The following is a 19,537-nucleotide window of genomic DNA, read 5'->3' on the forward strand; positions in this document are numbered from 1 at the left end:
CGGCTCTAGGTCCGGGCTCCCAGCACCCCGACGAGCCCCTCGAGAATCATCGTCCAGCCCTTGGGCACCTCGTTCTTCCACTCCTCCGGCACGCCGGATTGGGTGAGGCTGAGCTCGCAGCCGGAGGCCATGGGCGTCATCTCGAGGGTGACGGTGCTGAAGGCCGGGTCGAACTTCGGCACTCCGAAGGTGAAGACCAACCGCCGCGGGCGGTCGATCTCCAGGTACTCGCCCACGTGCTCGACATCCCCCATGTCCGGCCGCCGGTCGGTGAAGTTGAACTTGCCGCCCACGCGCGGATCGATCTCGTAGCGGATCATCTCGCCGTTGGGAGTGGCGAAGGCGAAGCGTCGGGCCAGCTCCGGAGTGAGCCAGGCATCGAACACCTTCTCCGCCGACACGTCGAAGCGACGGGTCACACGCACTTCAGCCATGGTTTTTCTCCTTCAGGACATTGTCCAGTTCGCCGAGACACCAGGTCCACAGTACCCGCTGCTGTTCGACCCAGGCCACCGCTTCCTCGACCATGAGCCCGCAGCCGGTGCAAACCTTTCTCCGCGACCAGCGCCGGCTCAACCGAACGAGGTCATCCCCTTCTCTGTCCGGGACTCCTCAGGCGGGCACGCGGCGGCGTGGGCCCCTCCAGCGCGAAGGGGGCTCCTCGGAGCGGGTACGCCCCCGGGCCGGCGACAGGTCGATCATCAACGCGACCACGAGCCCCACAATCGGCCAGAGCGTCCACTGCCCGCCGAACCAGTGCTGCACCGCCGAGTACCAGAGCAGCGTCGCGGGCAGGAAGATGAAGCCCAGAATCGGCCAGAGCAGCGTGTCGAACATGCCCCGGAACCACGTGGTGAAGAACCACAGCACGGCCACCACCAGCCGCGGGGCGAAGAGCGCGAAGAGCACCAAGAGCACGGGCATGCGGCAAAGTTGCGCAAGGCCCTCCACCCCCGCCACGGACGTGCCGGTCCGCTCCCTCCGTCACCAGTCAGGCGGGCGTCCCTCGCCCGGAGCACGGCCCTCCCGGTGCCTAACTTGTGAGGCACCATGAGTGAGCTCGTCTCCCAGCCTCGCGGTTTCCTCCAGTCGCTCGGCCCCGGCTTCGCGGGCGCCCTCTCCCTCACGCTCGTCCACCAGGGCGCTCGCGCCGTGCTCGAGCACCCCCCGCGCATGGACGTCTTCGGCATGCGCGCCCTCAAGAAGCTCTCCCGCTGGCTCGGCAAGCGCCCCGCTCATGGCCGCGTGCTGTATCAGCAGAGCCTCGTCGGCGACCTCCTCAGCAACACCCTCTACTACGCGCTCGTCTCCCTCGGCCGCCCCCGCCGCATCTACCTGCGCGGCGCCTTCCTCGGCGCGCTCGCGGGCCTGGGCGCCGTCGTGCTCCCGCCCTATCTCGGGCTCGGCGAGCGCCCCAGCCGCGCCCGGCGCTCCACCGCCTTCCTCACCGTGGCCTGGTACACCCTCGGGGGCCTCGGCGCCGCGCGGGCCGCGAAGCGTTCGCTCCTGGCTTCCGCCACCGGGTAACACCCGCGCGAAAGGTCGCCGAGGTGAAACTCGCCGCCGGGGACGCTTGTCCCGGCGCACCGCCCGTCCGAGCCTCGGCCTCATGACCACGGACCTCACCCGCATTCCCCTGCGCGGCAAGGATGGCGCCTTCCACGTCGTCGTCGAGTCGCCCCAGGGCGCCACGGTGAAGCTGAAGTACGAGCCGGAGCTCGGCGCCTTCACCGTCTCCAAGCCCCTCGTGCACGGCATGCGCTACCCCTTCGACTGGGGCTTCATCCCCAGCACCGAGGCTCCGGATGGGGACCCACTCGACGCCCTCGTGTACTGGGACCAGTCCACCTACCCCGGCGTGGTGCTGCCCTGCCGCGCGCTCGGCGTGCTGAAGGTGGACCAGAAGAAGCGGCGGGGCACCGGCCGCGAGCGCAATGACCGCCTGCTCGTCGTCCCCGTCATCGCCGCGCGCGCGCAGAACCTCCACTCCATGAAGGACCTCTCCCGCCGCGAGCGCGAGGAGCTGGAGCACTTCTTCACCGCCGCCGTCGCCTTCGCGGACAAGGACGTGCGGATTCTCGGCTGGGAAGGCCCCGAGGCCGCCGAGCGGATGGTGGAGGAGGCCGCCGCCACGCACGAGCAGAAGGCCCGGCGTTAGAAGAGAAGCCTCATGCCCCACCCCACGCCCATGCGCGGGCTCGGCCCCGACAGCCGGCTCGCCGAGGCCGCCCGCCGCCTGCTCACCAGTCGGCTCGCCGACGTGCGCCACGAGGAGGACGCGCTCGCCGGCGGGCTCACCGAGGACGGTGTGCACGACATGCGCGTGTCCACCCGCCGCCTGCGCGCGGCGCTGAAGGTGTTCCGCGCCCTCGGTGGGTTGGAGCCGCTGGAGCGCGAGGTGAAGAAGCTCCAGGACTCGCTCGGCGAGGTGCGGGACGTGCACGTGCAGGGCGCCTGGTTGAAGCAGGAGGCCCGGAAGGAGAAGCCCTCGAAGCGCGCCGGTGTCGACGCCCTGCGCACGAGCGTGGAGTCCCAGCTCGGCGCGAAGGAGAAGCGGCTGCGCCGGGCGCTGAAGCGCTGGGACGAGAAGACGGTCCCCGCGCTGTTGAGCGAGGCGAAGCGGTTGGAGGGCCCCGGACGTTACGGAGGCCAGCGCGTCCGCAAGCAACTGCGCCGCCGCCTGCGCTCCCTGGAGCGGCTCATGCTCGACTACTCGGCCGCGCCGGATGCACTCACCGCCCACGAGATGCGCAAGGCGGTGAAGAAGCTGCGCTACGAGGCCGAAATCTTCCGCCCCGCCCTGCGCCGCAGGATGGAGGCCCTGCTGGAGGCCCTGGTGCCCTTGCAGGAGTTGCTGGGCGAGCTGCACGACGCGGACGTGCGGCTCGGGCTGCTCGAGGGCTTCGCCGCCGAGGGCACCGCCCCCGAGCGCACCGCCGCGCGCCAATTGCTGGAGCGCGTGCGCGACGAGCGGGCCGAGCGCGCCGCCCACACCGCCCGCGAGCTGCAACGCTGGCACTCCGAGAAGCTGGCCCGCGGGCTGCGCCAGTTGCTGGACTAGCGCTTCACGGCGTCGTGAGCCGCCAGAAGGGTCCGCTCAGTCCACAGGACTGGAAGACGGCCTCGACCTCGGCCGCGGGCTTGCGGCGCCAGGCGGGTTGGAGCCGGTCCGAATACCAGGCGCGGGCGAGTCCCCACCCCTGCTCCAGTGAGATGATGGCCCCGGGCTCCCGGCCTCGGGAGGCGCACCAGCGACGCACGTGCTCTTCCGACCGGAAGAGGAGAATCGTCGCTCAGGTGAAGACGATGTCTTCCCACCAGCGCGCCGCGGGAATGGCGAAGTGGATGACGCCCTCGCTCCTCGCGAGCCGCCCCTGCTCCACCCGCACCGTGAGCGCGTCACCACAGTCCTCGCATCGCGTCTCCACCCGCGCCGTCACCTGCAGCATCGCCGCGATGCCCAGCGCGTCCCAGGCGCAGTTGGCCCACCAGCCTCCCAGCGGCGTCTCCACGCGGAAGCCCGTGGGCACCCCCGAGAAGGGCATCGCCATCCGGATGTCCGTGGAGCCCTCCTCGAGCACCAGCACGCGCTGGCTCCCGAGGCGCCGCAAGGAGTCCTCGACCGCCTCCGGCGACAGGCCCAGCCGTTGCGACAAGTCCTCCACTCCGGGCCGTGCCCCCGTGTCGATGAAATGGCCATACACCGCGAGCCGCACGCGGCTGTCCTGGTCGAGCGTCTCCGTCACAGGGCACCCCTCGCTACATCTCGGCCACGGACTGCATCACCTTGTCGGCGAAGTCCTCGCGGATCCGCACCAGCGGCCGCCTCCGGACAGGGCGCTCCCAATCCGGGAAGCACTCGGAATCGAACAGCTCGAAGCCCATGGCGTCGTCATCGAACTCGATGACCGTCACCCGCTTCTTCTCGGCCGGGGGCGTCGGGGCCGTCTTCTCCGAGTCCCGCGCGGGCACCTGCGCGAGCACGGTGAGCTGGAGCACGGCGAGCAGCGTCTTCATCGGGACACCTCCGCGTGAGGATTCCGCATCATGCCGCACCCGGGGCCCGGCCCCCAACCCGCCAGGCCGGGCTCCGTGCAACAGGTGACCTCAGCGCGCGGTGAACGCCGCCAGGTCGTGGATGCCCACCGCCTTCTCCAGCTGGACCACCTCCGCCACCGCGCCCTCGAAGCCGCCGCTGCCGAGCAGTTGGTGCTCCCGCTCCTCGAAGCGCTCGCCCAGCTCGTCGAACTCCGCCTCGGTGTAGAGCGCATGGAACGCGGGGAAGAGCTCCGTGTCCTCGCGCGCCGCGTGCGGCTGGTACATGCGCACGAACGCCTGGAGCGAGGCCGCCAGCGCCCGCCGCTTCCCCTCGTCCCGCAGCGCCTCGGCCGTGGCCGACTTCAGAATCCCCTCGGTGAGCTTGCGCCCCGCCGCGTGCTGCTCCCTCAGCACCCGGATGAGCTCTCCCTGCTTCCCCGCCTTCTCCAGCCTCGGGAAGACCTGCTCCTCCTCGAGCCGCTCATGGTAGCTCTCCGCGAAGCGGCGGATGAGGTTCGCCGCCCCGCCGATGGCGTCCGCTTTCGGCGGGCTCCCCGTGCCCAGCTGGCTCGCACAGGCCTCGTAGACGAGCAGCGTGCGGCGGATGACTCCGTGCTCGCGCATCAGGTCCTCCGTGGCGTTGACCTCCGCCGGCCCGGACTTCTCCTTCTTGTCCTTGTCCTTGTCCTTGCCTTGCGCTGGCGGCGCCGCTCCCGCGCTGCCACTCCACACCAGGCCCGCTCCCGCGAGCACGGTTACCGAGAGGAATTGGCGGCGGCGGCTGTTCCCAGACATGTGCACCTCCAGCGAGAGCGCCACAGCCTGCCGAACCACGGGGATGGGACCCAGACCGAGGGGCCATGCTCCGTGAACCAGTGGACCTTGGTTCACGGGCTCGCGGCCCGAGGTTCAACCCGTGTTCACTCGATACCCTCACCCCGTCCCGCTCCCGGTGGGAGAGGGGGGGGAGTTGTAGTAGACGTCCGCCCCCCATGCCTCCCGCCTGCGGACTCGACTTCGGAACCAGCAATACCGCCATCGCCCTCCCCGACGGGACCGTCCTCCCCATCTCCCCCGGCTACAGCGACCCCCGCCTCTACCGCTCCGTCATCTTCTTCCCCGAGGACGAAAAAGAGGTCTACACCGGCGCCACCGCCATCTCCCGCTACCTCGAGGACCCCTTCGGCCGCTTCATCCAATCGGTGAAGTCCTTCCTCCACTCCTCCTCCTTCCGCGCCACCCAGATTCGCGGCCGCACCTGGCTCATCGAGGACCTCGTCGCCCTCCTGCTGCGCCGCGTCCGCGAGGCCGCCGCTCCCCACGCCGGCGGCGCCCCCGAGGCCCTCGTCCTCGGCCGCCCCGCCCTCTTCTCCCCCGACCCCGAGGCCGATGCCCTCGCCGAGCAGCGCCTGCGCCGCGCCGCCGAAATCGCCGGCTTCACCCGGGTGGAGTTCCTCATCGAGCCCATCGCCGCCGCGCTCTCCTACGAGGCGCAGCTCACCCGCGACGAGCTCGTGCTCGTGGCCGACTTCGGCGCCGGTACCACCGACCTCACCCTCATGCGCCTGGGGCCCTCGCGCCGCGGCAACCCGGACCGGCGCCCCGACGTCGTGGGCTCCACCGGCGTGCGCATCGGCGGGGACCGCTTCGACGCCGAAATCATGCGCCACACGCTCCTGCCCCGCTTCGGCGCCGGCTCCACCTACAAGGTCCGCGGCTTCAGCGACAAGCGTCTGCCCGTGCCCCAGCACGTCATGTCCAAGCTGCTCTCCTGGCATGAAATGTCCTTCATCCGCGAGAAGGCCACCCAGGAGCTGCTCGAGCTCATGCTCGACTCCAGCGACAAGCCCGCCGAGGCCGAGGCCCTCTACGACCTGGTCATGGACAACCTCGGCTACCGGCTCTTCCGCGCCATCGAGGCCGTCAAGGTGGAGCTGTCGTCGAAGGAGGAAACCACGCTCGACTTCGAGGAGGCCCGCATCCACCTGCACGAGCCCATCACCCGCGCCGGATTCGAGGCCGCCTCCGCGCCCCTGCTCCAGGAGCTGCGCGAGGTGACCGAGGGACTGCTCAAGCGCTGCGAGGGCGCGGGCGACGTGGACGCCGTCTTCCTCACCGGTGGCTCGTCGCAGATTCCCGCCGTGCGCCGGCTCTACGCCGAGCGCTTCGGCGAGGAGCGCGTGCGCACCCGGGATGCCTTCACCTCCGTGGCCGAGGGCCTCGGCCGGGCCGCGGCGTCCCTCTGAAGCCCGCCGCGCCTCAGTGGCGCTGCACCCAGTCGAGGATGGGCGTCCACACCCGCTCCTCGGCGTCGTTCGCCAGGAACAGGTCCGCGTGGCCGTACTCCTCCGCGCGGGGCAGCATGCCGCCCGTACCGCCGCTCACCACCAGCGAGCTCTGGTCCGTGCTGCCCAGCAGCGACAGGCTGTGCAGGCCGTAGGTGCCCGTCCCGCCCGCGGCCCCCACGTAGAACACCGGCACCATCACCTCGCGCAGGTGGTCGTCGTACGGCACGTCCTGCGTCCCGCACCACATGGCCAGCGTGTCCACCTGCTCCCCGATGCTCTGGTAGGGCGAGGCCTGCGTCATGTTCTCGAAGAAGAAGCTCGCGCCCATCCACTTCAGGCTGGTGGGAAGGGGGCCGCTGAGCTGCGCGCCGGCCCAGTGGTAGAAGGGAATGACGGGCGGCTGCTGAAGAGTGTAGGTGGCTCCGCCGAACAGGAGCGCGCCCTGCTTGTTGGTGAGCCCCTGCAACGGGGGAATGGGCGAGGCCTCATCCGGCTGCGCCAGCGCGAGCATCCCCAGGGACTGGAGGAGCACCCCCAGCTGGCCTCCCTCGTACTGCCCCGAGGCCTGGAGCTGCGCCAGGGCCGCATACGCGGTGCACGCGGCGGTGCGCTCCGTCGTGGCGTCCGGGGCAAGCTTGTAGGGCATGTCCACGGGGATGAAGCCGCTCACCTGGCGCAGCTCCGGCGGCAGCTGCGTCTCCGCGTTGAGGTACGCGTAGGAGACGGTCGCCCCACGGCTCCACCCCAGCAACGTCATCTTCCCCACGCCATTGCCATTGAGCGCGCGCGCCGCCCGCGCCAGCGCCAGCCCGGTGCCCACGTCCCGCGCGTGCAGCCCCAGGTTCCAGTCCTTCATGAAGGAGAAGTCCGTCGTGTCCGCCGGCACGTGCACCCACCGCTCGTCCAGGCCCCACACGTCCACGCCATGCCGCGCCAGGAAGAGGGCGAGGGAGTGCTTCGAGTCCACCGCCGGGCTCGAGGCACCGGCCAGGAAGGCGTTGCGGAAGCCCCACACGTCCCCGTGCACGAGGAACACCGACCTGGACGTACGCAGCGGTGTGCCCGCGGTGGGCTCGCGCACCACCCGGTGCAGGGTGAGGACGTCATGGGCGCCCAGCCCCACCCGCACCTGGTAGGTGTACTCGGCGACGTCCCCCGCCAACTGCCGGCGCTCGGGACTTCCCAGCTCACAGGGCTCTTCCGCGGCACAGGTCGTCTGCTGGAGCTGAACCGGCCGGCGCCTCGCCTCCGCCGCCATGTCCCCGGCGCGCGCCTGCGCCCCAAACCCCAGCGACCCGATACATGCCCACGCGGCAATCCTGGCTGGAATGCTCATTCCGCTGTCCTTCCGCATGAAAAGCCCCCACTGCGGAAAAACTGGCCATCCCAGTCTTTCCTGACAACCCCCGAAACCGCTCATTCCATTTCAGGGGTGGGGATGCAAGAGGGACGTGCGAAAGACTGTCACCGCTGGCCAGCGAGCGCCGCGGCCTCGAGGACGAGGTCCGCATAGCGATTGCGCGGGTCCGCCGGCACGGTGCCGTCGCGGAAATAGAAGGTGAAGCCGTCCCACTCGTCGGGCCGGCCATCATTGGCGAACATCCACGGGGCGCTGGCGCCCGCGCCGGTGCGCCACGCACAGCGCAACCAGCCCCGGTACAGCGCGCGCCGCTCGTCCAGTGAGAAACCCTCCCGGTTGCGCAGGGCGAACTCGCCAATGAAGAGCGGCTTTCCCACATTCCGAGCGAGCGCGGCGTGCTCGGAGAACCAGTGCGCGCCCGCCCGGGCCGTGGCCTCGCGCTCCACCCCGTAGGCCTCCGGGTAGAAGTGCACGCTGGCGAAGTCCACCAGGGGCGAGGCCGTGTTGCGGCGGAAGCTGCTGCCCCCCTCGTAGAAGGAGTGCGAGGCCGCGCCGCGCCAGAAGCGCGTGTCATAGCCCTCCGGCGAGGTGTCGAAGCCCTCCTCCCCCGTGCCCACCAGGTGCCCGGGCGCGTACTGCTTCACCACCGCGGCCACCTCGTCCACCCAGGCACGCATCGCCGCGCCCTCCGCATCCAGGCCCTTGCCCCGCGGCTCGTTGAGCAGCTCCCAGGCCAGCACCGCCGGGTGCTCGCCATAGCGCAGCCCATCGAAGGTATTCACCCGCGAGAGCAACCGGGCGATGTGCGCCTTGTAGTGCTCGATGACGGCGCGCTCGGTGAAGAAGCGCGGGTCGCCTTCCACCGGCGCGGGCAGCCCCGCCCACTCCACGTAGCGCCGCGCCCCGCCATAGGCGTCCCAATAGTTGCCCAGGGGAAGGACGAGCTTCACCCCGTACGCGGCGGCCCGCGTGAGCACCAGGTCCAACCCCCGCAGGGACAGCTCGTCGTACTGCAACGGCGCCACCTGGAGGGCCGTGTCCCCCCGCTTGTCGGCCGCGTCGTTGTAGCCATTGGTGCGCACCGCCCACGCCCCGAGCGCCGAGGCCTTGGCGAACGTCTCCTCCACCGTGGGGGCCTCGGACTGGCCCCGGCGCAGGGCCCGCGCGGCGTCCTCCTGGAGGTAGTACGCGTTGAGCACCACGGCCGCCGGGGGCGCCGCGCCCAGCCGCATCGCGGGCAGCTCCGGACAGTCCGAGGCCTCCTCCTGGAGCACCTCCAGCGAGTCCTCGCCACAGGCCGCCAGGCCCCAGGCCATCACCGTGAGCAGCCACACCGACAGGACAGGGGTACGCATATCCGGCTCGCGGCGGCAGGGCCCCATGCCCACCCCCCGGAGCATCCACTCACCGTACCCGGCACTCTGACACGGGGAAGCCATCTGCCGGGGCCCTTGTTGGCCCGTTCACGCCTTCATCGCCCCACCTCAGCCCCGAGGCTCGTCCAAGCCGAGCGCCTGGCGCACCTCGGCCACCTGCCGCGCGGCCCAGTGGCGGCGGTGGTTCTCCAGCGTGGTGAAGGTGCGCGGCTCCATCCGGTCGATGTAGAGCATGCCGTCCAGGTGGTCGATTTCGTGCTGGAGGATGCGGGCGTACCAGCCGCGCGCCGACACGGTGACGGCCTGGCCATTCTCGTCGAAGGCCTCCACGCGCACCCCGCGCGAGCGCCGCACCAGCGCGGAGAAACCGTGCACGCTCAAACACCCCTCGTAGAACTCCACCGGCGTGGCGTCCTCCACCACCAGCCTCGGGTTGATGAGCACGTGGAAGTCCACCGGCTCGCGCTCGCGCGCGGCGAGCTCCTCCGCCGGCAGGCCCGCCTGGTAGTCCGCCCGGTCCTCGATGACCGCCAGCCGCACGTCCACCCCCACCTGCGGCGCCGCCAGCCCCACGCCCGGCGCGTCCCGCATGGTGTCCCGCATGAGGGAGATGAGCTGCCGCACCGCGGGGCTCGTCAACTCCTCGGGGGTCAGGTCTCTCGCGCGCCGGCGCAGCACCGGCTCTCCCGCCTGGACGATTTTCAGCACCATAGGCCCGCGAGGATAACGCGCCCTGGCGCCCCGGCGGTGCTCCATGGCTTCATGCGCGCGTGCAACCCCCTCGCAATGCCCGGAACCGGAACCTCGCGCTCGGCGCCCTCGTGGTGCTCGGCGTGCTCGCCGCCGCGGTGGCCCTCTGGCTCAAACGCTCCTCCCCCGAGCCCCTGGCCGTGGCCTGCACCCCCGGCCGCGTGGACCCCGAGCGGCTGAAGGCGCACGTGCGCGCCCTGAGCGAGACGTTCCACCCGAGAGACCACCGGCACCTGGAGAACCTCGAGCGCACCGCGGGCTACGTCGCCGACGCGCTCACCCGGGCGGGCGGACGCGTGCGCTCGGAGCCGTACCCGGCCGGGGGCGCCACCTACCGCAACGTCCTCGCCACCTTCGGCCCGGAGGCCGGCGAGCGGCTCGTCATCGGCGCGCACTACGACGCGGCCGAGGGCGCTCCCGGCGCGGATGACAACGCGAGCGGCGTGGCCGGCCTGCTGGAGCTCGCGGCCTGGCTGGGCGAGCACCCGCCCCCCCTGCGGGTGGACCTCGTGGCCTTCACCCTGGAGGAGCCGCCCCACTTCCGCCGCACCACCATGGGCAGCAAGGTGCACGCGCGGGCGCTCCGGGAGCAGGGGGCCGCGGTGCGCGCGATGATTTCCGTGGAGAGCATCGGCTACTTCTCCGACGCGCCCGACACCCAGCGCTACCCCGTGGCCGCGCTGAAGCTGCGCTACCCCACCGAGGGCCACTTCATCGCCGTGGTGGGCCGCACGGACGAGGAGGCCCTGCTGCGCACCGTGAAGGGAGCCCTGCGCGCTGTGAGCGGGCTGGCCTCCGAGTCCCTCGCCGCCCCGCGCGGCCTGAAGGGCGTGGACTTCTCCGACCACGGCAGCTTCTGGGACGAGGGCTACCCGGCCGTCATGGTCACCGACACCGCCCTCTTCCGCAACCCCAACTACCACGAGCCCACGGACACCTGGGACACGCTCGACTACGCGCGCATGGCCAGGGTGGTGCAGGGGCTCGAGTGCGCCGTCGGAGCGCTCGCCTCCGCCGGGCCCCCGGACCTGGCATCTTCCCGGAAATAGGCTCTGAAGCGGACCCGCCATGAGCCAGACTCTCGAGGTCCGTCACGTGCAGCAGCCGGGCTGGAGCTCGAACCCGGGCGCCGAGCCCCCCTCCTCCATCGCCCCCTTCGAGCCGCGGCCCCTGGGACGAGGCTCGCGCCTCACCTTCACGCGGAGGGGGGTAGCGGCGGACAGCTACGACTGGCTCGACGAGGGCTCCCCGCCCTCGCGCTTCTTGTCGGCGAAGGCGGTGGCGATCGCCGACATGCAGCGCATGGCCTCGGGAGAGAGCACCGGCAGCAGGCGCGCGAGCCGACGCAACTCCGGAGGCTCCTCCTCCTGCACGGCAGCCGCGGGGGTGGGAAGCGGCGACGGCTCGGTGCCGAGCCCGAGGACGGTATTGGCGGACAGGCCCAGCGCCATGCAGATGCGGTAGAGCGTGGGGACGCTGGGCATCATCCCCCCGCGCTCGATGCGGCCATAGACGGCGGTGACGACTCCGACCTGGGACGACACCTCGGCCTGGGTGAGCCCCGCGCGCTCCCGGGCCACCAGGAGCGCGGCCCCCAGATGTCGCTTCAGCTTTTCGAGGTCGTCCATGCACGGGGAACGCTACCTGAAAAAGCGTCCCAGGCAAAGTGACTCCCCGGGTTGATGCGCTCAGCCGGAAGCCGATTCACACAGCCAGGGATGGGAACGGGTCTCGCGCTCCGTGGAGCAAGGGCTTGAATCGGGTGCTCCCTCAGACCGGCTGAACAGGGGTCGGCTGCCGGTAGACCTCCGAGCCCGGGGAACCCCGCAAAGCCGCGCCCGCGCTCTCCCTCCGATACCCGCTGTGCCTTTACCCCGCTCCCCTTCTGGCCGATCATGCGCCGCACCGTCGCACCTGTCTGGAGGCCCCCGTGGCGATTCCTTCCACTGAAGTCCAGCAGCTCGTCCGTCAGTACAAGGACAGCGCCGCCGCCAACATCCTCCAGGGCAGGCCCACCGAGGCCCTCGCCGACTACCGCAAAGTCGTGGAGCTCACGCCCCTCGACTCCGCCGCCCGCCTCAAGGTCGCCGAGCTCCTCGCCCAGCTCGGCCACCGCGCCGACGCCGTGCGCGAGTTCCACCACCTCGCCATCCACTACGCCGCCGAGGGCCAGCTCATCCACGCCATCGCGGCCTGCAAGCTCATCCTCGCCCTCGATCCCCACCACCAGGAGACCCAGGAGAACCTCGCCAGCCTCTCCGCCATGCAGGACGCCGAGGAGCGCCACCACCTCCACGAGGACGGCGCCGCCGCTCCCCCCGAGCCGCGCAAGCCCGCTCCCACGCCCCTCTTCTCGCGGCTGCCCCGCGACATCTTCGTGGCCCTGCTCGGCCTGCTGGAGATGCGCCGCATCCCCGGCGGCGAGCCCATCATCACCGAGGGCGAGCACGGCCACTCCATGTTCATCCTCGTCGAGGGCAACGTGCGCGTGGTGCACACCCCCGAGAATGCTCCGCCGCGCACGCTCGCCGAGCTGGCCGAGGGCTCGTTCTTCGGCGAGATGGGCCTCGTCTCCGACGCCCCGCGCATGGCCAGTGTCATCGCCACCCGCGACTGCACCCTGCTGGAGCTCACCCGCGAGATGCTCACCCAGCTCACCGCGCGCTTCCCCTCGCTCGAGCAGGTGGTGCTCCAGTTCTACAAGGACCGGCTGCTCGACAACCTGATGCAGTCCAATCCCATCTTCCAGCCGCTCGCCGAGGAGCAGAAGCGCGCCATCGCCGAGCGCTTCCAGAGCCGCACCGTCGAGCCGGGCACCCTGCTGCTCCAGCAGGGCCAGCGCAGCCAGGCGCTCTACCTGCTGCTGCGCGGGCGCTGCGCCGTGGTGCACCAGGAGCCCGAGGGCGGCGAGCGCTCCTACCCGGACATGACCGAGGGCGCCATCTTCGGCGAAATCTCCCTGCTGCTCGACTTGCGCGTCACCGCCACCGTGCGCGCCGCCACCCCGTGCCTGCTGCTGGTGCTGGATCCGGAGACCGTCAAGGAGCGGGTGCTGCCCCACCCCGAAGTCCGCCGCAACCTCACCCGCCTCAGCCGCGAGCGCCTGGACCGCACCGCCGCCATGCTCGCCGAGGGCGCCGAGGTGCGGGGCTCCTTCCTCATCTGAAGCCCCGCTCCCCCACCGCCGCGCGCTAACGGCGCTCGTAGATGGGGTTCTCCTGCAGCCACCCCTCGAAGAGCGCGTCCGCGAAGTCCTTGCCCGGAATCATCGCGCCCCGGCTCGCCTCACCCGAGATGAGCAGCCCCTTGTCCGGCAGATACGTGATGAGGAGCGAGTCCCCCTTGTGCACCGCGCGCAGCGACTGCACCAGCATCTCCGAGTAGCGCTTCATCTCCGGCGAGCGCATCGCCGCGCAGTGCGAGAGGAAGCCCCGGAAGGCCTCGATGAGCTGCTCGCGGTTGATGCTGCGCCGGAAGTGCAGCTGCAGCTGCTTGGGACCGTTGAAGTCGATGGCCTCCCGCGTGGAGCCCGGCTTCTGCTCCAGGTAGAGGCCCCACACGTACACTTCGAAGATGAGCTTCTTCTTGAGCTCCATGTGCTCGAGCAGGAGCTGCTTGCCCTGCAGCGAGATGGCATCCGGCAGCCGCACCCCCGCCACCGCCTTCGCCTGCGCCGTGCCCGCCAGCAACGCCAGCGCCAGCACCAGACACCGCACTCCCCACAAACCCCTCCCCGCCATACCCTTGTTGTCCTCGCGCTTGGGCTCCATGTCGTCGAAGGTGGACATGGGTTTGCAGGGGAGCCAGCCCCACTTATTCCAGGATTCATGGCGGGCGCTCGCCTGCTCGCCAGGGGAGGGCCTGTCGAGAAACGGGCGTGCCCTCCCGTCCGTCAACCCTCCAGCCTGGCCACTCACCCTGTCAGGCCCGCGCCACCTCCCCACCTTCAGAGACATGAATCCGTTCGATGAAGACAAGGGAGACGCACGGAACTTCCGGCCGGAGCTCATCGAGGGCGTGCGCACTGCGGCCATCGCGCTGAAGGACGAGGACTCGGACTTCGACGCGCTGCTCGAGGGGCTGGGCGATGCGCGCTTCGTCCTGCTCGGCGAGGCCACCCACGGCACCCACGAGTTCTACCGGGCCCGCGCCGCCCTCACCCGCCGGCTGCTGGTGGAGCGCGGCTTCACCGCCGTGGCCGTCGAGGCCGACTGGCCGGACGCGCTCGCGCTCAACCGCTACGTGCACGGCGACACGGCGCACGAGGAGGCCCGGCCGGCGCTCGACACCTTCGAGCGCTTCCCCCGGTGGATGTGGCGCAACCAGGAGGTGCGGGAGCTGGTGGAGTGGATGCGCCAGCACAACGCCGCGCGCGGCAAGGACGCCCCCACCGTGGGCTTCTACGGCCTGGACCTCTACAGCCTGCACGCCTCCATGCGCGAGGTGGTGCGCTACCTCGAGGCGAGAGACCCCATCGCCGCCGCCCGGGCGAGGGAGCGCTACGCCTGCTTCGACCGCTACGGCTCGGACCCGCAGGCCTACGGCCACGCCGCGGCGTATGGCTTCGCGGACACGTGCGAGGACGCCGTCGTGCGCCAGCTGATGGAGCTGCGCGGGCGCGAGGTGACGGACGGGGTGCTCGAGGAGGACGCGCTCTTCCACGCCGAGCAGAACGCCCGGCTGGCGCGCGACGCCGAGGCCTACTACCGCACCCTGTACGCCGGGCGGGACGAGTCCTGGAACCTGCGCGACACGCACATGGCGGACACCGCGGACGCGCTCGCCGAGTACCTCGGCCGCCGCCACGGCGAGCCCGCGCGGCTCGTCATCTGGGCGCACAACTCGCACCTGGGCGACGCGCGCGCCACGCAGATGGGAGACCAGGGCGAGCTCAACCTCGGCCAGCTGCTGCGCGAGCGCCATGGCAAGCACACGTACAACGTGGGCTTCACCACCTACTCGGGCACCGTCATCGCCGCGCGCGAGTGGGACATGCCGGGCCTGCGGCGGCGGGTGCGTCCCGCGCTGCCGGGCAGCTACGAGGCGCTCTTCCACGAGGTGGGCCTGCCCGGCTTCCTCCTGCGCATGGAGGACCTGGGCGAGGCGGGCTCGGGCCTGCGCGAGCGGCGGCTGGAGCGGGCCATCGGCGTCATCTACGCGCCCCACAGCGAGCGCCACAGCCATTACTTCTACGCGGACCTGCCCGCCCAGTTCGACGCGGTGCTGCACTACGACACCACCAGCGCCGTGCACCCGCTGGATAGGGACGCCGGCCACGAGGAGGAGGATGCCGCGGACACCTGGCCCTTCGGCATGTAGCGAAGGCGCTGCCATGCGCAAGCTCCCGGGGTATAGGAGGCAGCCGTGATTCTCGAGAGCTTCCAGGTGGGTGAAGGGCAGCGGCCCACGGTGCTGCTGCATGGTTTCCTCGGCACGGGGCGCAACCTGCGCTCGCTGGCCACGGCGTGGAGCGCGGTGGACCCGGGCCGCCGCTTCCTCCTGGCGGATTTGACGGGCCACGGCTCCTCGCCGCGGCTGCCGCCCGGGGCCACGCTGGCCACCGTGGCCGGGGACGTGCTGGAGACGGCGCGCGCGGCGGGCCTCCAGGGGCCGCTGGAGCTGGTGGGGCACTCGCTGGGCGGGCGCGTGTCGCTCGCCGCGAGCCTGCGCTCCCCCGCCGACGTGGCCAGCGTCACCCTGCTGGACATCTCCCCCAGTCCCATCCCCACGAGCCAGTCCGAGAGCGGCAAGGTGATGGAGACACTCCTCACCGCGCCCCCCACCGCGCCCGACCGCAAGGCGATGCGCGCGGAGCTGATGGGACGCGGGCTGTCGGCGCACCTGTCCGACTGGCTCGTCATGAACCTGGAGCCGGCCCCGGAGGGCGGCGTGCGCTGGCGCTTCGACCGCGAGTCGCTCTCCGAATTCCACCTCCGGGTGAATGGCGAGAACCTGTGGGCCGCGCTGGAGCGCCCGGGTGCCAGGGTGCGCTGCATCCGCGGAGGCCGGGCCCACTACGTCTCCGACGCGGACAAGGCCCGCATGGAGGCCCTGGGCTGCCCGGTGGCCACGCTCCCCGAGGCGGGCCACTTCGTCCACGTGGACGCCCCGGACGCGCTGCTGCGCTGGCTCACCCAGGACGCGCCTCAGCCGTAGCGGCGGAAGAACCAGCGGGTGACGAGCGTCGCCGACAGCAGGTAGCCCACCACCAGGAGGGCCAGCGCGCCGAGCAGCGCGGGCGGTGGGGCCACGAAGCCGAACCAGGCGCCCAGGGGCGTGAAGGGCAGCACGTTGGCCACCACCGCCGCGCCCAGGGAGCTCGCCACCAGCCAGCGCGAGGGCCTCCCGTGCAGCGGGCCGCGGCGGGTGCGGATGATGAAGATGACGAGCACCTGCGTGGTGAGCGACTCCATGAACCAGCCCGTCTGGAAGAGCGCCGCGCCCGCGTGGAAGAAGAGCAGCAGCACGCCGAAGGTGGCCGCGTCGAAGAGCGAGCTGAGCGTGCCGAGCACCCCCATGAAGAGCCGCACGAAGCGCAAGTCCCACCGCGTGGGGCGCTCGAGCTGCTCCGGGTCCACCTCGTCCAGGGGAATGGCCAGCTCCGACACGTCGTAGAGCAGGTTGTTGAGCAGGATTTGGATGGGGCGCATGGGGAGGAAGGGCAGCAGCACCGACGCCCCGGCCATGCTCAGCATGTTGCCGAAGTTGGAGCTCGTCCCCATGCGGATGTACTTCATCACGTTGCCGAAGCTGCGCCGGCCCTCGAGCACCCCCTCGTACAGCACGGCCAGGTCCTGGCGCAGCAGCAGCAGGTCCGCCGCCTCGCGCGCCACGTCCACCGCCCCGGCCACCGAAATCCCCACGTCCGCCGTGTGCAGCGAGGGCGCGTCGTTGATGCCATCCCCCAGGTAGCCCACCACGTGCCCCTGGCGGCGCAGCGCTCGGATGACACGGCTCTTCTGCCCCGGCGAGACGCGGGCGAAGAGCGTGGTGCGCTCGGCGCGGACCTGGAGCGAGTGGTCATCCAGTGTCCCCACCTCCGCGCCCATCATCACCCCCTCCACCTCCAGTCCCAGCTCCCGGCAGACGTGGCGCGCCACCCGCTCGTTGTCCCCCGTCACCACCTTCACCTTCACCCCCGCGCGCATGAGCGCCTCCAGCGCCGGCCGCGCGCTCTGCTTCGGTGGGTCGAGGAAGGCGGCGAAGCCCGCGAACACCAGCGCCGCCTCGTCCCCCAGGTGCGCCACCTTCATGTCCGGCGGCTCTTCGCGCCAGGCCACCGACAGTACCCGGAAGCCCTCCTCGCTCAGCGCCTCGAAGCGCGCCCTCACCTGCCCCCGCGCCTCGGCGTCCAGCGCGCGCGGCACCCCGTCCTCCTCGTAGAAGGTGCAGCAGGCCAGCACGTCCTCCGGCGCCCCCTTCACCACCAGCACCCGGCGGCCCTCGCGCTCCAGCAGCACCGATACCCGCCGCCGCTCGAAGTCGAAGGGCACCTCGTCCACCTTGCTCCACCCGTCCGCGTCCACCTCCTGGTGCGCGAGGATGGCCTCGTCCATGGGGCTGCGCAGCCCGGACTCGAAGTGGCTGTTGAGCCACGCCCAGCGCAGCACCTGCGCGCTCTCCTGGCCCGAGGCGTCCTCGTGCCGCTCCAGGTGGATGCGCGCCTCGGTGAGCGTGCCCGTCTTGTCCGTGCACAGCACGTCCATGCTGCCCAGGTCGTGCACCGCGCTCAGCCGCTTGACGATGACCTGCCGCGCCGCCATCCGCATCGCCCCGCGCGCCAGCGTCACCGACACCACCATCGGCAACAGCTCCGGCGTCAGCCCCACCGCCAGCGCCACCGCGAAGAGGAAGGACTCCAGTAAGGGCCGGTGCCCGTAGAGCGCCGCCAGCAGCACGAAGAGCACCAGCAGCACCGTCAACCGCATCAGCATCAGGCCGAAGTGGCGCGTGTCCCGCTCGAAGGCCGTGGAGGGCACCGGCTCCATGAGCGAGCGGGCAATGCCTCCCACCGCGGTGCGCGTCCCCGTGGCGAAGACGAGCGCCCGCGCCGTGCCGCTGATGACGGAGGTGCCCATGAAGACGGCGTTGCGCGCCTCGGAGGGCTCCGTCCCCGGCGGCGACTCCCCCGGCTGCTTCTCCACCGGGTAGGGCTCGCCGGTGAGCAGCGCCTGGTTGAGGAACAAGTCCCGCGCCTCGAGCAGCCGCGCGTCCGCCGGCACCAGACTGCCCGCCTCCAGCAGCACCACGTCGCCGGGGACGAGCTCGCGCGCGGGCACCTCCCGCGCGCTGCCGTCCCGCACCACGCGGGCCTTCAAGGCCACCGAGCCGCGCAGCCGCTCCGCCGCGTTGCCCGCCCGGCGCTCCTGCACGAAGTCCAGCGTCACGCTCAGCAGGACGATGCTGGCGATGATGAAGGAGCTCGTCAGGTCATGCGTGAGGAAGGACACCCCGCTGGCCACCAGCAGCACCAGCACGAGCGGGTTGGCGAAGCGCCCGAGAAACTCCAGCCACGCCGGGCGTCGGCCGCGCTGCTCCGTGGTGTTCGGCCCCACGCGCGCGAGCCGCTCCCGCGCCTCGGCCCCCGACAGGCCCGCGGCGGTGGCGCACGCCAGCCGGGACAGCAGCGCTTGCTGCGTCCCACACCACGCGGGCGGCTCGTCCCCGTGCGTGACGCTCCTGCGAGACTTCATGTCCGGCCTCCCTGCTCAGCGGGACGGCTCCCCGCCCCCAGGCCCTCACCCTTGCACGCTCCAGCCCGCATGCTCACTTCCTCACGCATGGACCAGGGGCCCGCATGCACGAGGTGCCCCCCGCCCCCATCAGGGCTAGAACGAACGGCGCTCCTCTATGACTTCCACCCCCCTCCTCATCTGTCTGGCTGTCTTGGCGGACGGCCTCGCGGGGCTGGCGGGGGGGCTCCTCTCGGAGCGCTGGATGTCGCGGCACCTGTCGGCCCTGGTGGCCTTCGCGGCCGGAGCGCTGCTCGGCGCGGTGTTCCTCGATATTCTTCCCGAGGCCGTCGCCACCGCGGGCCCGGTGGCCTTCCGCTGGGCGCTCGCCAGCTTCCTGGCCCTCGCCCTCCTCGAGTGGTTCCTCGGGCCCCACCACCACGACCACTCGCACCACTCCCCGGGCCACCCCCACCACCCCCACCCCGGACACGCCGGGCTCGTGGGCTCCCCCTCCACCGTGGTGCCGTCCCTGCTCGCCGCGGACGCACTGCACAACCTCGGAGACGGCGCGGCGGTGGCGGCGGCCTTCCTCGTCTCGCCCCAGGCCGGCGTGGCCACCGCCATGGCCGTCATCGCGCACGAGCTGCCCCAGGAGGTGGGCGACTACGCGCTGCTGCGCGCCACCGGCCTGTCGCGCCCCCGGGCGCTGATGATGCTCGCGGGCGTGCAGCTCACCGCCGGGGTGGGCGCGGGCGCGGTGCTCCTGGGCTCCAAGCTGGTGGAGGGCCTGGAGGGCATCATCCTCGCGCTCGCCAGCGGCACCTTCCTCTACATCGGCGCCACGGACCTGCTGCCGGACCTGCGCCGGGGCTCCACCCCCCAGGAGGCCCGCGGCCGGCTGCTCGGCTTTCTGCTGGGCATGGCGCTGGTGGCCGTGGCGGGCCTGGCGGAGCGGCAGGTGCTCGGTACGCACCCCTGATGTGTCACGTCCTGGGAAGGGGGCCTCCATCCCGGAGAGCAGCCCCGCGGGGCTGTCCCCCCGAGACCCCA

The 19,537-nt window shown here is 71.5% G+C and carries 21 protein-coding genes; 9 read left to right on the top strand and 12 right to left on the bottom strand.

Going from position 1 to position 19,537, the window contains the following annotated elements; all coding sequences use genetic code 11:
• Positions 1–5: 5 nt before the first annotated feature.
• Both ACJ8AN_RS09645 and ACJ8AN_RS09650 read right to left on the bottom strand, forming a co-directional pair.
• The gene (locus ACJ8AN_RS09645; protein WP_407754980.1) at positions 6–434 is read right to left on the bottom strand and encodes an SRPBCC domain-containing protein; all 429 of its coding nucleotides are present in this window, start codon (positions 432–434) and stop codon (positions 6–8) included.
• A 178-nt stretch (positions 435–612) separates the two neighbouring features.
• A complete protein-coding gene (locus tag ACJ8AN_RS09650; protein WP_407754981.1) occupies positions 613–924 on the bottom strand; it encodes a hypothetical protein in 312 nt (103 codons plus the stop codon).
• 126 nt (positions 925–1,050) lie between these two features.
• Between ACJ8AN_RS09650 and ACJ8AN_RS09655 the strand changes: the two genes are divergently transcribed.
• The 3 genes from ACJ8AN_RS09655 (at position 1,051) to ACJ8AN_RS09665 (ending at position 3,061) form a co-directional block, all read left to right on the top strand.
• Complete coding sequence (locus ACJ8AN_RS09655; RefSeq protein WP_407754982.1) at positions 1,051–1,527, top strand: hypothetical protein; 477 nt, start codon at positions 1,051–1,053, stop codon at positions 1,525–1,527.
• Between the two features lie 82 nt (positions 1,528–1,609).
• Positions 1,610–2,158: an inorganic diphosphatase gene (locus ACJ8AN_RS09660; protein WP_407754983.1), complete on the top strand. Its 549-nt coding sequence runs from the start codon at positions 1,610–1,612 to the stop codon at positions 2,156–2,158.
• A gap of 12 nt (positions 2,159–2,170) precedes the next feature.
• Positions 2,171–3,061, top strand: a complete 891-nt coding sequence (locus tag ACJ8AN_RS09665; RefSeq protein WP_407754984.1) for a CHAD domain-containing protein — start codon at positions 2,171–2,173, stop codon at positions 3,059–3,061.
• Positions 3,062–3,065: 4 nt separating this feature from the next.
• Here ACJ8AN_RS09665 and ACJ8AN_RS09670 read toward each other — a convergent pair whose 3' ends face one another.
• The 4 genes from ACJ8AN_RS09670 to ACJ8AN_RS09685 all read right to left on the bottom strand — a co-directional run bounded on the left by ACJ8AN_RS09670 (position 3,066) and on the right by ACJ8AN_RS09685 (position 4,833).
• Entirely contained in the window at positions 3,066–3,260 is a 195-nt protein-coding gene (locus ACJ8AN_RS09670) for a hypothetical protein (protein ID WP_407754985.1), read from the bottom strand.
• A gap of 33 nt (positions 3,261–3,293) precedes the next feature.
• The gene (gene merB, locus ACJ8AN_RS09675) at positions 3,294–3,746 is read right to left on the bottom strand and encodes an organomercurial lyase (protein ID WP_407754986.1); all 453 of its coding nucleotides are present in this window, start codon (positions 3,744–3,746) and stop codon (positions 3,294–3,296) included.
• Between the two features lie 13 nt (positions 3,747–3,759).
• Entirely contained in the window at positions 3,760–4,017 is a 258-nt protein-coding gene (locus ACJ8AN_RS09680; RefSeq protein WP_407754987.1) for a hypothetical protein, read from the bottom strand.
• A 90-nt stretch (positions 4,018–4,107) separates the two neighbouring features.
• Positions 4,108–4,833 carry a hemerythrin domain-containing protein gene (locus ACJ8AN_RS09685; RefSeq protein WP_407754988.1) on the bottom strand — a complete coding sequence of 242 codons (726 nt, stop codon included), beginning with the start codon at positions 4,831–4,833 and terminating at the stop codon, positions 4,108–4,110.
• Positions 4,834–5,030: 197 nt separating this feature from the next.
• Between ACJ8AN_RS09685 and ACJ8AN_RS09690 the strand changes: the two genes are divergently transcribed.
• The gene (locus ACJ8AN_RS09690; protein WP_407754989.1) at positions 5,031–6,284 is read left to right on the top strand and encodes an Hsp70 family protein; all 1,254 of its coding nucleotides are present in this window, start codon (positions 5,031–5,033) and stop codon (positions 6,282–6,284) included.
• A 13-nt stretch (positions 6,285–6,297) separates the two neighbouring features.
• Here the strand turns inward: ACJ8AN_RS09690 and ACJ8AN_RS09695 are convergent, their stop codons facing one another.
• The 3 genes from ACJ8AN_RS09695 to def all read right to left on the bottom strand — a co-directional run bounded on the left by ACJ8AN_RS09695 (position 6,298) and on the right by def (position 9,773).
• On the bottom strand, positions 6,298–7,662 hold the full coding sequence (locus tag ACJ8AN_RS09695; RefSeq protein WP_407754990.1) for a hypothetical protein: 1,365 nt from the start codon (positions 7,660–7,662) through the stop codon (positions 6,298–6,300).
• Between the two features lie 128 nt (positions 7,663–7,790).
• Positions 7,791–9,041, bottom strand: coding sequence for a cellulase family glycosylhydrolase (locus ACJ8AN_RS09700; RefSeq protein ID WP_407754991.1), 1,251 nt, complete (start codon positions 9,039–9,041; stop codon positions 7,791–7,793).
• Between the two features lie 129 nt (positions 9,042–9,170).
• Positions 9,171–9,773 (bottom strand): peptide deformylase, encoded by a 603-nt coding sequence (gene def / locus ACJ8AN_RS09705; RefSeq protein WP_407754992.1) that lies wholly within the window; start codon positions 9,771–9,773, stop codon positions 9,171–9,173.
• A 59-nt stretch (positions 9,774–9,832) separates the two neighbouring features.
• On the opposite strand from def, the gene ACJ8AN_RS09710 reads away from it, so the two are divergent.
• Positions 9,833–10,861 carry a M28 family peptidase gene (locus ACJ8AN_RS09710; RefSeq protein ID WP_407754993.1) on the top strand — a complete coding sequence of 343 codons (1,029 nt, stop codon included), beginning with the start codon at positions 9,833–9,835 and terminating at the stop codon, positions 10,859–10,861.
• A gap of 174 nt (positions 10,862–11,035) precedes the next feature.
• On the opposite strand, the gene ACJ8AN_RS09715 is transcribed toward ACJ8AN_RS09710, so the two are convergent.
• Positions 11,036–11,440, bottom strand: coding sequence for a helix-turn-helix transcriptional regulator (locus ACJ8AN_RS09715; RefSeq protein ID WP_407754994.1), 405 nt, complete (start codon positions 11,438–11,440; stop codon positions 11,036–11,038).
• A gap of 302 nt (positions 11,441–11,742) precedes the next feature.
• Here ACJ8AN_RS09715 and ACJ8AN_RS09720 point away from each other — a divergent pair, with 302 nt between their 5' ends.
• Positions 11,743–12,978, top strand: coding sequence for a cyclic nucleotide-binding domain-containing protein (locus ACJ8AN_RS09720; RefSeq protein WP_407754995.1), 1,236 nt, complete (start codon positions 11,743–11,745; stop codon positions 12,976–12,978).
• Positions 12,979–13,003: 25 nt separating this feature from the next.
• Here ACJ8AN_RS09720 and ACJ8AN_RS09725 read toward each other — a convergent pair whose 3' ends face one another.
• Positions 13,004–13,600: a chalcone isomerase family protein gene (locus ACJ8AN_RS09725; protein WP_407754996.1), complete on the bottom strand. Its 597-nt coding sequence runs from the start codon at positions 13,598–13,600 to the stop codon at positions 13,004–13,006.
• Between the two features lie 166 nt (positions 13,601–13,766).
• On the opposite strand from ACJ8AN_RS09725, the gene ACJ8AN_RS09730 reads away from it, so the two are divergent.
• Both ACJ8AN_RS09730 and ACJ8AN_RS09735 read left to right on the top strand, forming a co-directional pair.
• Positions 13,767–15,131 carry an erythromycin esterase family protein gene (locus ACJ8AN_RS09730; RefSeq protein ID WP_407754997.1) on the top strand — a complete coding sequence of 455 codons (1,365 nt, stop codon included), beginning with the start codon at positions 13,767–13,769 and terminating at the stop codon, positions 15,129–15,131.
• A 45-nt stretch (positions 15,132–15,176) separates the two neighbouring features.
• On the top strand, positions 15,177–15,968 hold the full coding sequence (locus ACJ8AN_RS09735) for an alpha/beta fold hydrolase (RefSeq protein ID WP_407754998.1): 792 nt from the start codon (positions 15,177–15,179) through the stop codon (positions 15,966–15,968).
• Here the strand turns inward: ACJ8AN_RS09735 and mgtA are convergent.
• Positions 15,959–18,505, bottom strand: a complete 2,547-nt coding sequence (gene mgtA, locus ACJ8AN_RS09740) for a magnesium-translocating P-type ATPase (protein WP_407754999.1) — start codon at positions 18,503–18,505, stop codon at positions 15,959–15,961. The genes ACJ8AN_RS09735 and mgtA overlap by 10 nt on opposite strands.
• A 157-nt stretch (positions 18,506–18,662) precedes the next feature.
• Here mgtA and ACJ8AN_RS09745 point away from each other — a divergent pair, with 157 nt between their 5' ends.
• Positions 18,663–19,466 (top strand): ZIP family metal transporter, encoded by an 804-nt coding sequence (locus ACJ8AN_RS09745; protein WP_407755000.1) that lies wholly within the window; start codon positions 18,663–18,665, stop codon positions 19,464–19,466.
• Positions 19,467–19,537 lie beyond the last annotated feature (71 nt).

It is taken from the genome of Archangium sp. (assembly GCF_045802675.1).
GTDB lineage: Bacteria > Myxococcota > Myxococcia > Myxococcales > Myxococcaceae > Archangium.

Coding starts and splice junctions, on each gene's coding strand:
- ACJ8AN_RS09745 (WP_407755000.1), top strand. CDS start 18,663: ATGACTTCCACCCCCCTCCTCATCTGTCTGGCTGTCTTGGCGGACGGC.
- ACJ8AN_RS09650 (WP_407754981.1), bottom strand. CDS start 924: ATGCCCGTGCTCTTGGTGCTCTTCGCGCTCTTCGCCCCGCGGCTGGTG.
- ACJ8AN_RS09645 (WP_407754980.1), bottom strand. CDS start 434: ATGGCTGAAGTGCGTGTGACCCGTCGCTTCGACGTGTCGGCGGAGAAG.
- mgtA (WP_407754999.1), bottom strand. CDS start 18,505: ATGAAGTCTCGCAGGAGCGTCACGCACGGGGACGAGCCGCCCGCGTGG.
- def (WP_407754992.1), bottom strand. CDS start 9,773: ATGGTGCTGAAAATCGTCCAGGCGGGAGAGCCGGTGCTGCGCCGGCGC.
- ACJ8AN_RS09660 (WP_407754983.1), top strand. CDS start 1,610: ATGACCACGGACCTCACCCGCATTCCCCTGCGCGGCAAGGATGGCGCC.
- ACJ8AN_RS09655 (WP_407754982.1), top strand. CDS start 1,051: ATGAGTGAGCTCGTCTCCCAGCCTCGCGGTTTCCTCCAGTCGCTCGGC.
- ACJ8AN_RS09695 (WP_407754990.1), bottom strand. CDS start 7,662: ATGAGCATTCCAGCCAGGATTGCCGCGTGGGCATGTATCGGGTCGCTG.
- ACJ8AN_RS09715 (WP_407754994.1), bottom strand. CDS start 11,440: ATGGACGACCTCGAAAAGCTGAAGCGACATCTGGGGGCCGCGCTCCTG.
- ACJ8AN_RS09700 (WP_407754991.1), bottom strand. CDS start 9,041: ATGCGTACCCCTGTCCTGTCGGTGTGGCTGCTCACGGTGATGGCCTGG.
- ACJ8AN_RS09685 (WP_407754988.1), bottom strand. CDS start 4,833: ATGTCTGGGAACAGCCGCCGCCGCCAATTCCTCTCGGTAACCGTGCTC.
- ACJ8AN_RS09680 (WP_407754987.1), bottom strand. CDS start 4,017: ATGAAGACGCTGCTCGCCGTGCTCCAGCTCACCGTGCTCGCGCAGGTG.
- ACJ8AN_RS09730 (WP_407754997.1), top strand. CDS start 13,767: ATGAATCCGTTCGATGAAGACAAGGGAGACGCACGGAACTTCCGGCCG.
- ACJ8AN_RS09725 (WP_407754996.1), bottom strand. CDS start 13,600: ATGTCCACCTTCGACGACATGGAGCCCAAGCGCGAGGACAACAAGGGT.
- ACJ8AN_RS09665 (WP_407754984.1), top strand. CDS start 2,171: ATGCCCCACCCCACGCCCATGCGCGGGCTCGGCCCCGACAGCCGGCTC.
- ACJ8AN_RS09690 (WP_407754989.1), top strand. CDS start 5,031: ATGCCTCCCGCCTGCGGACTCGACTTCGGAACCAGCAATACCGCCATC.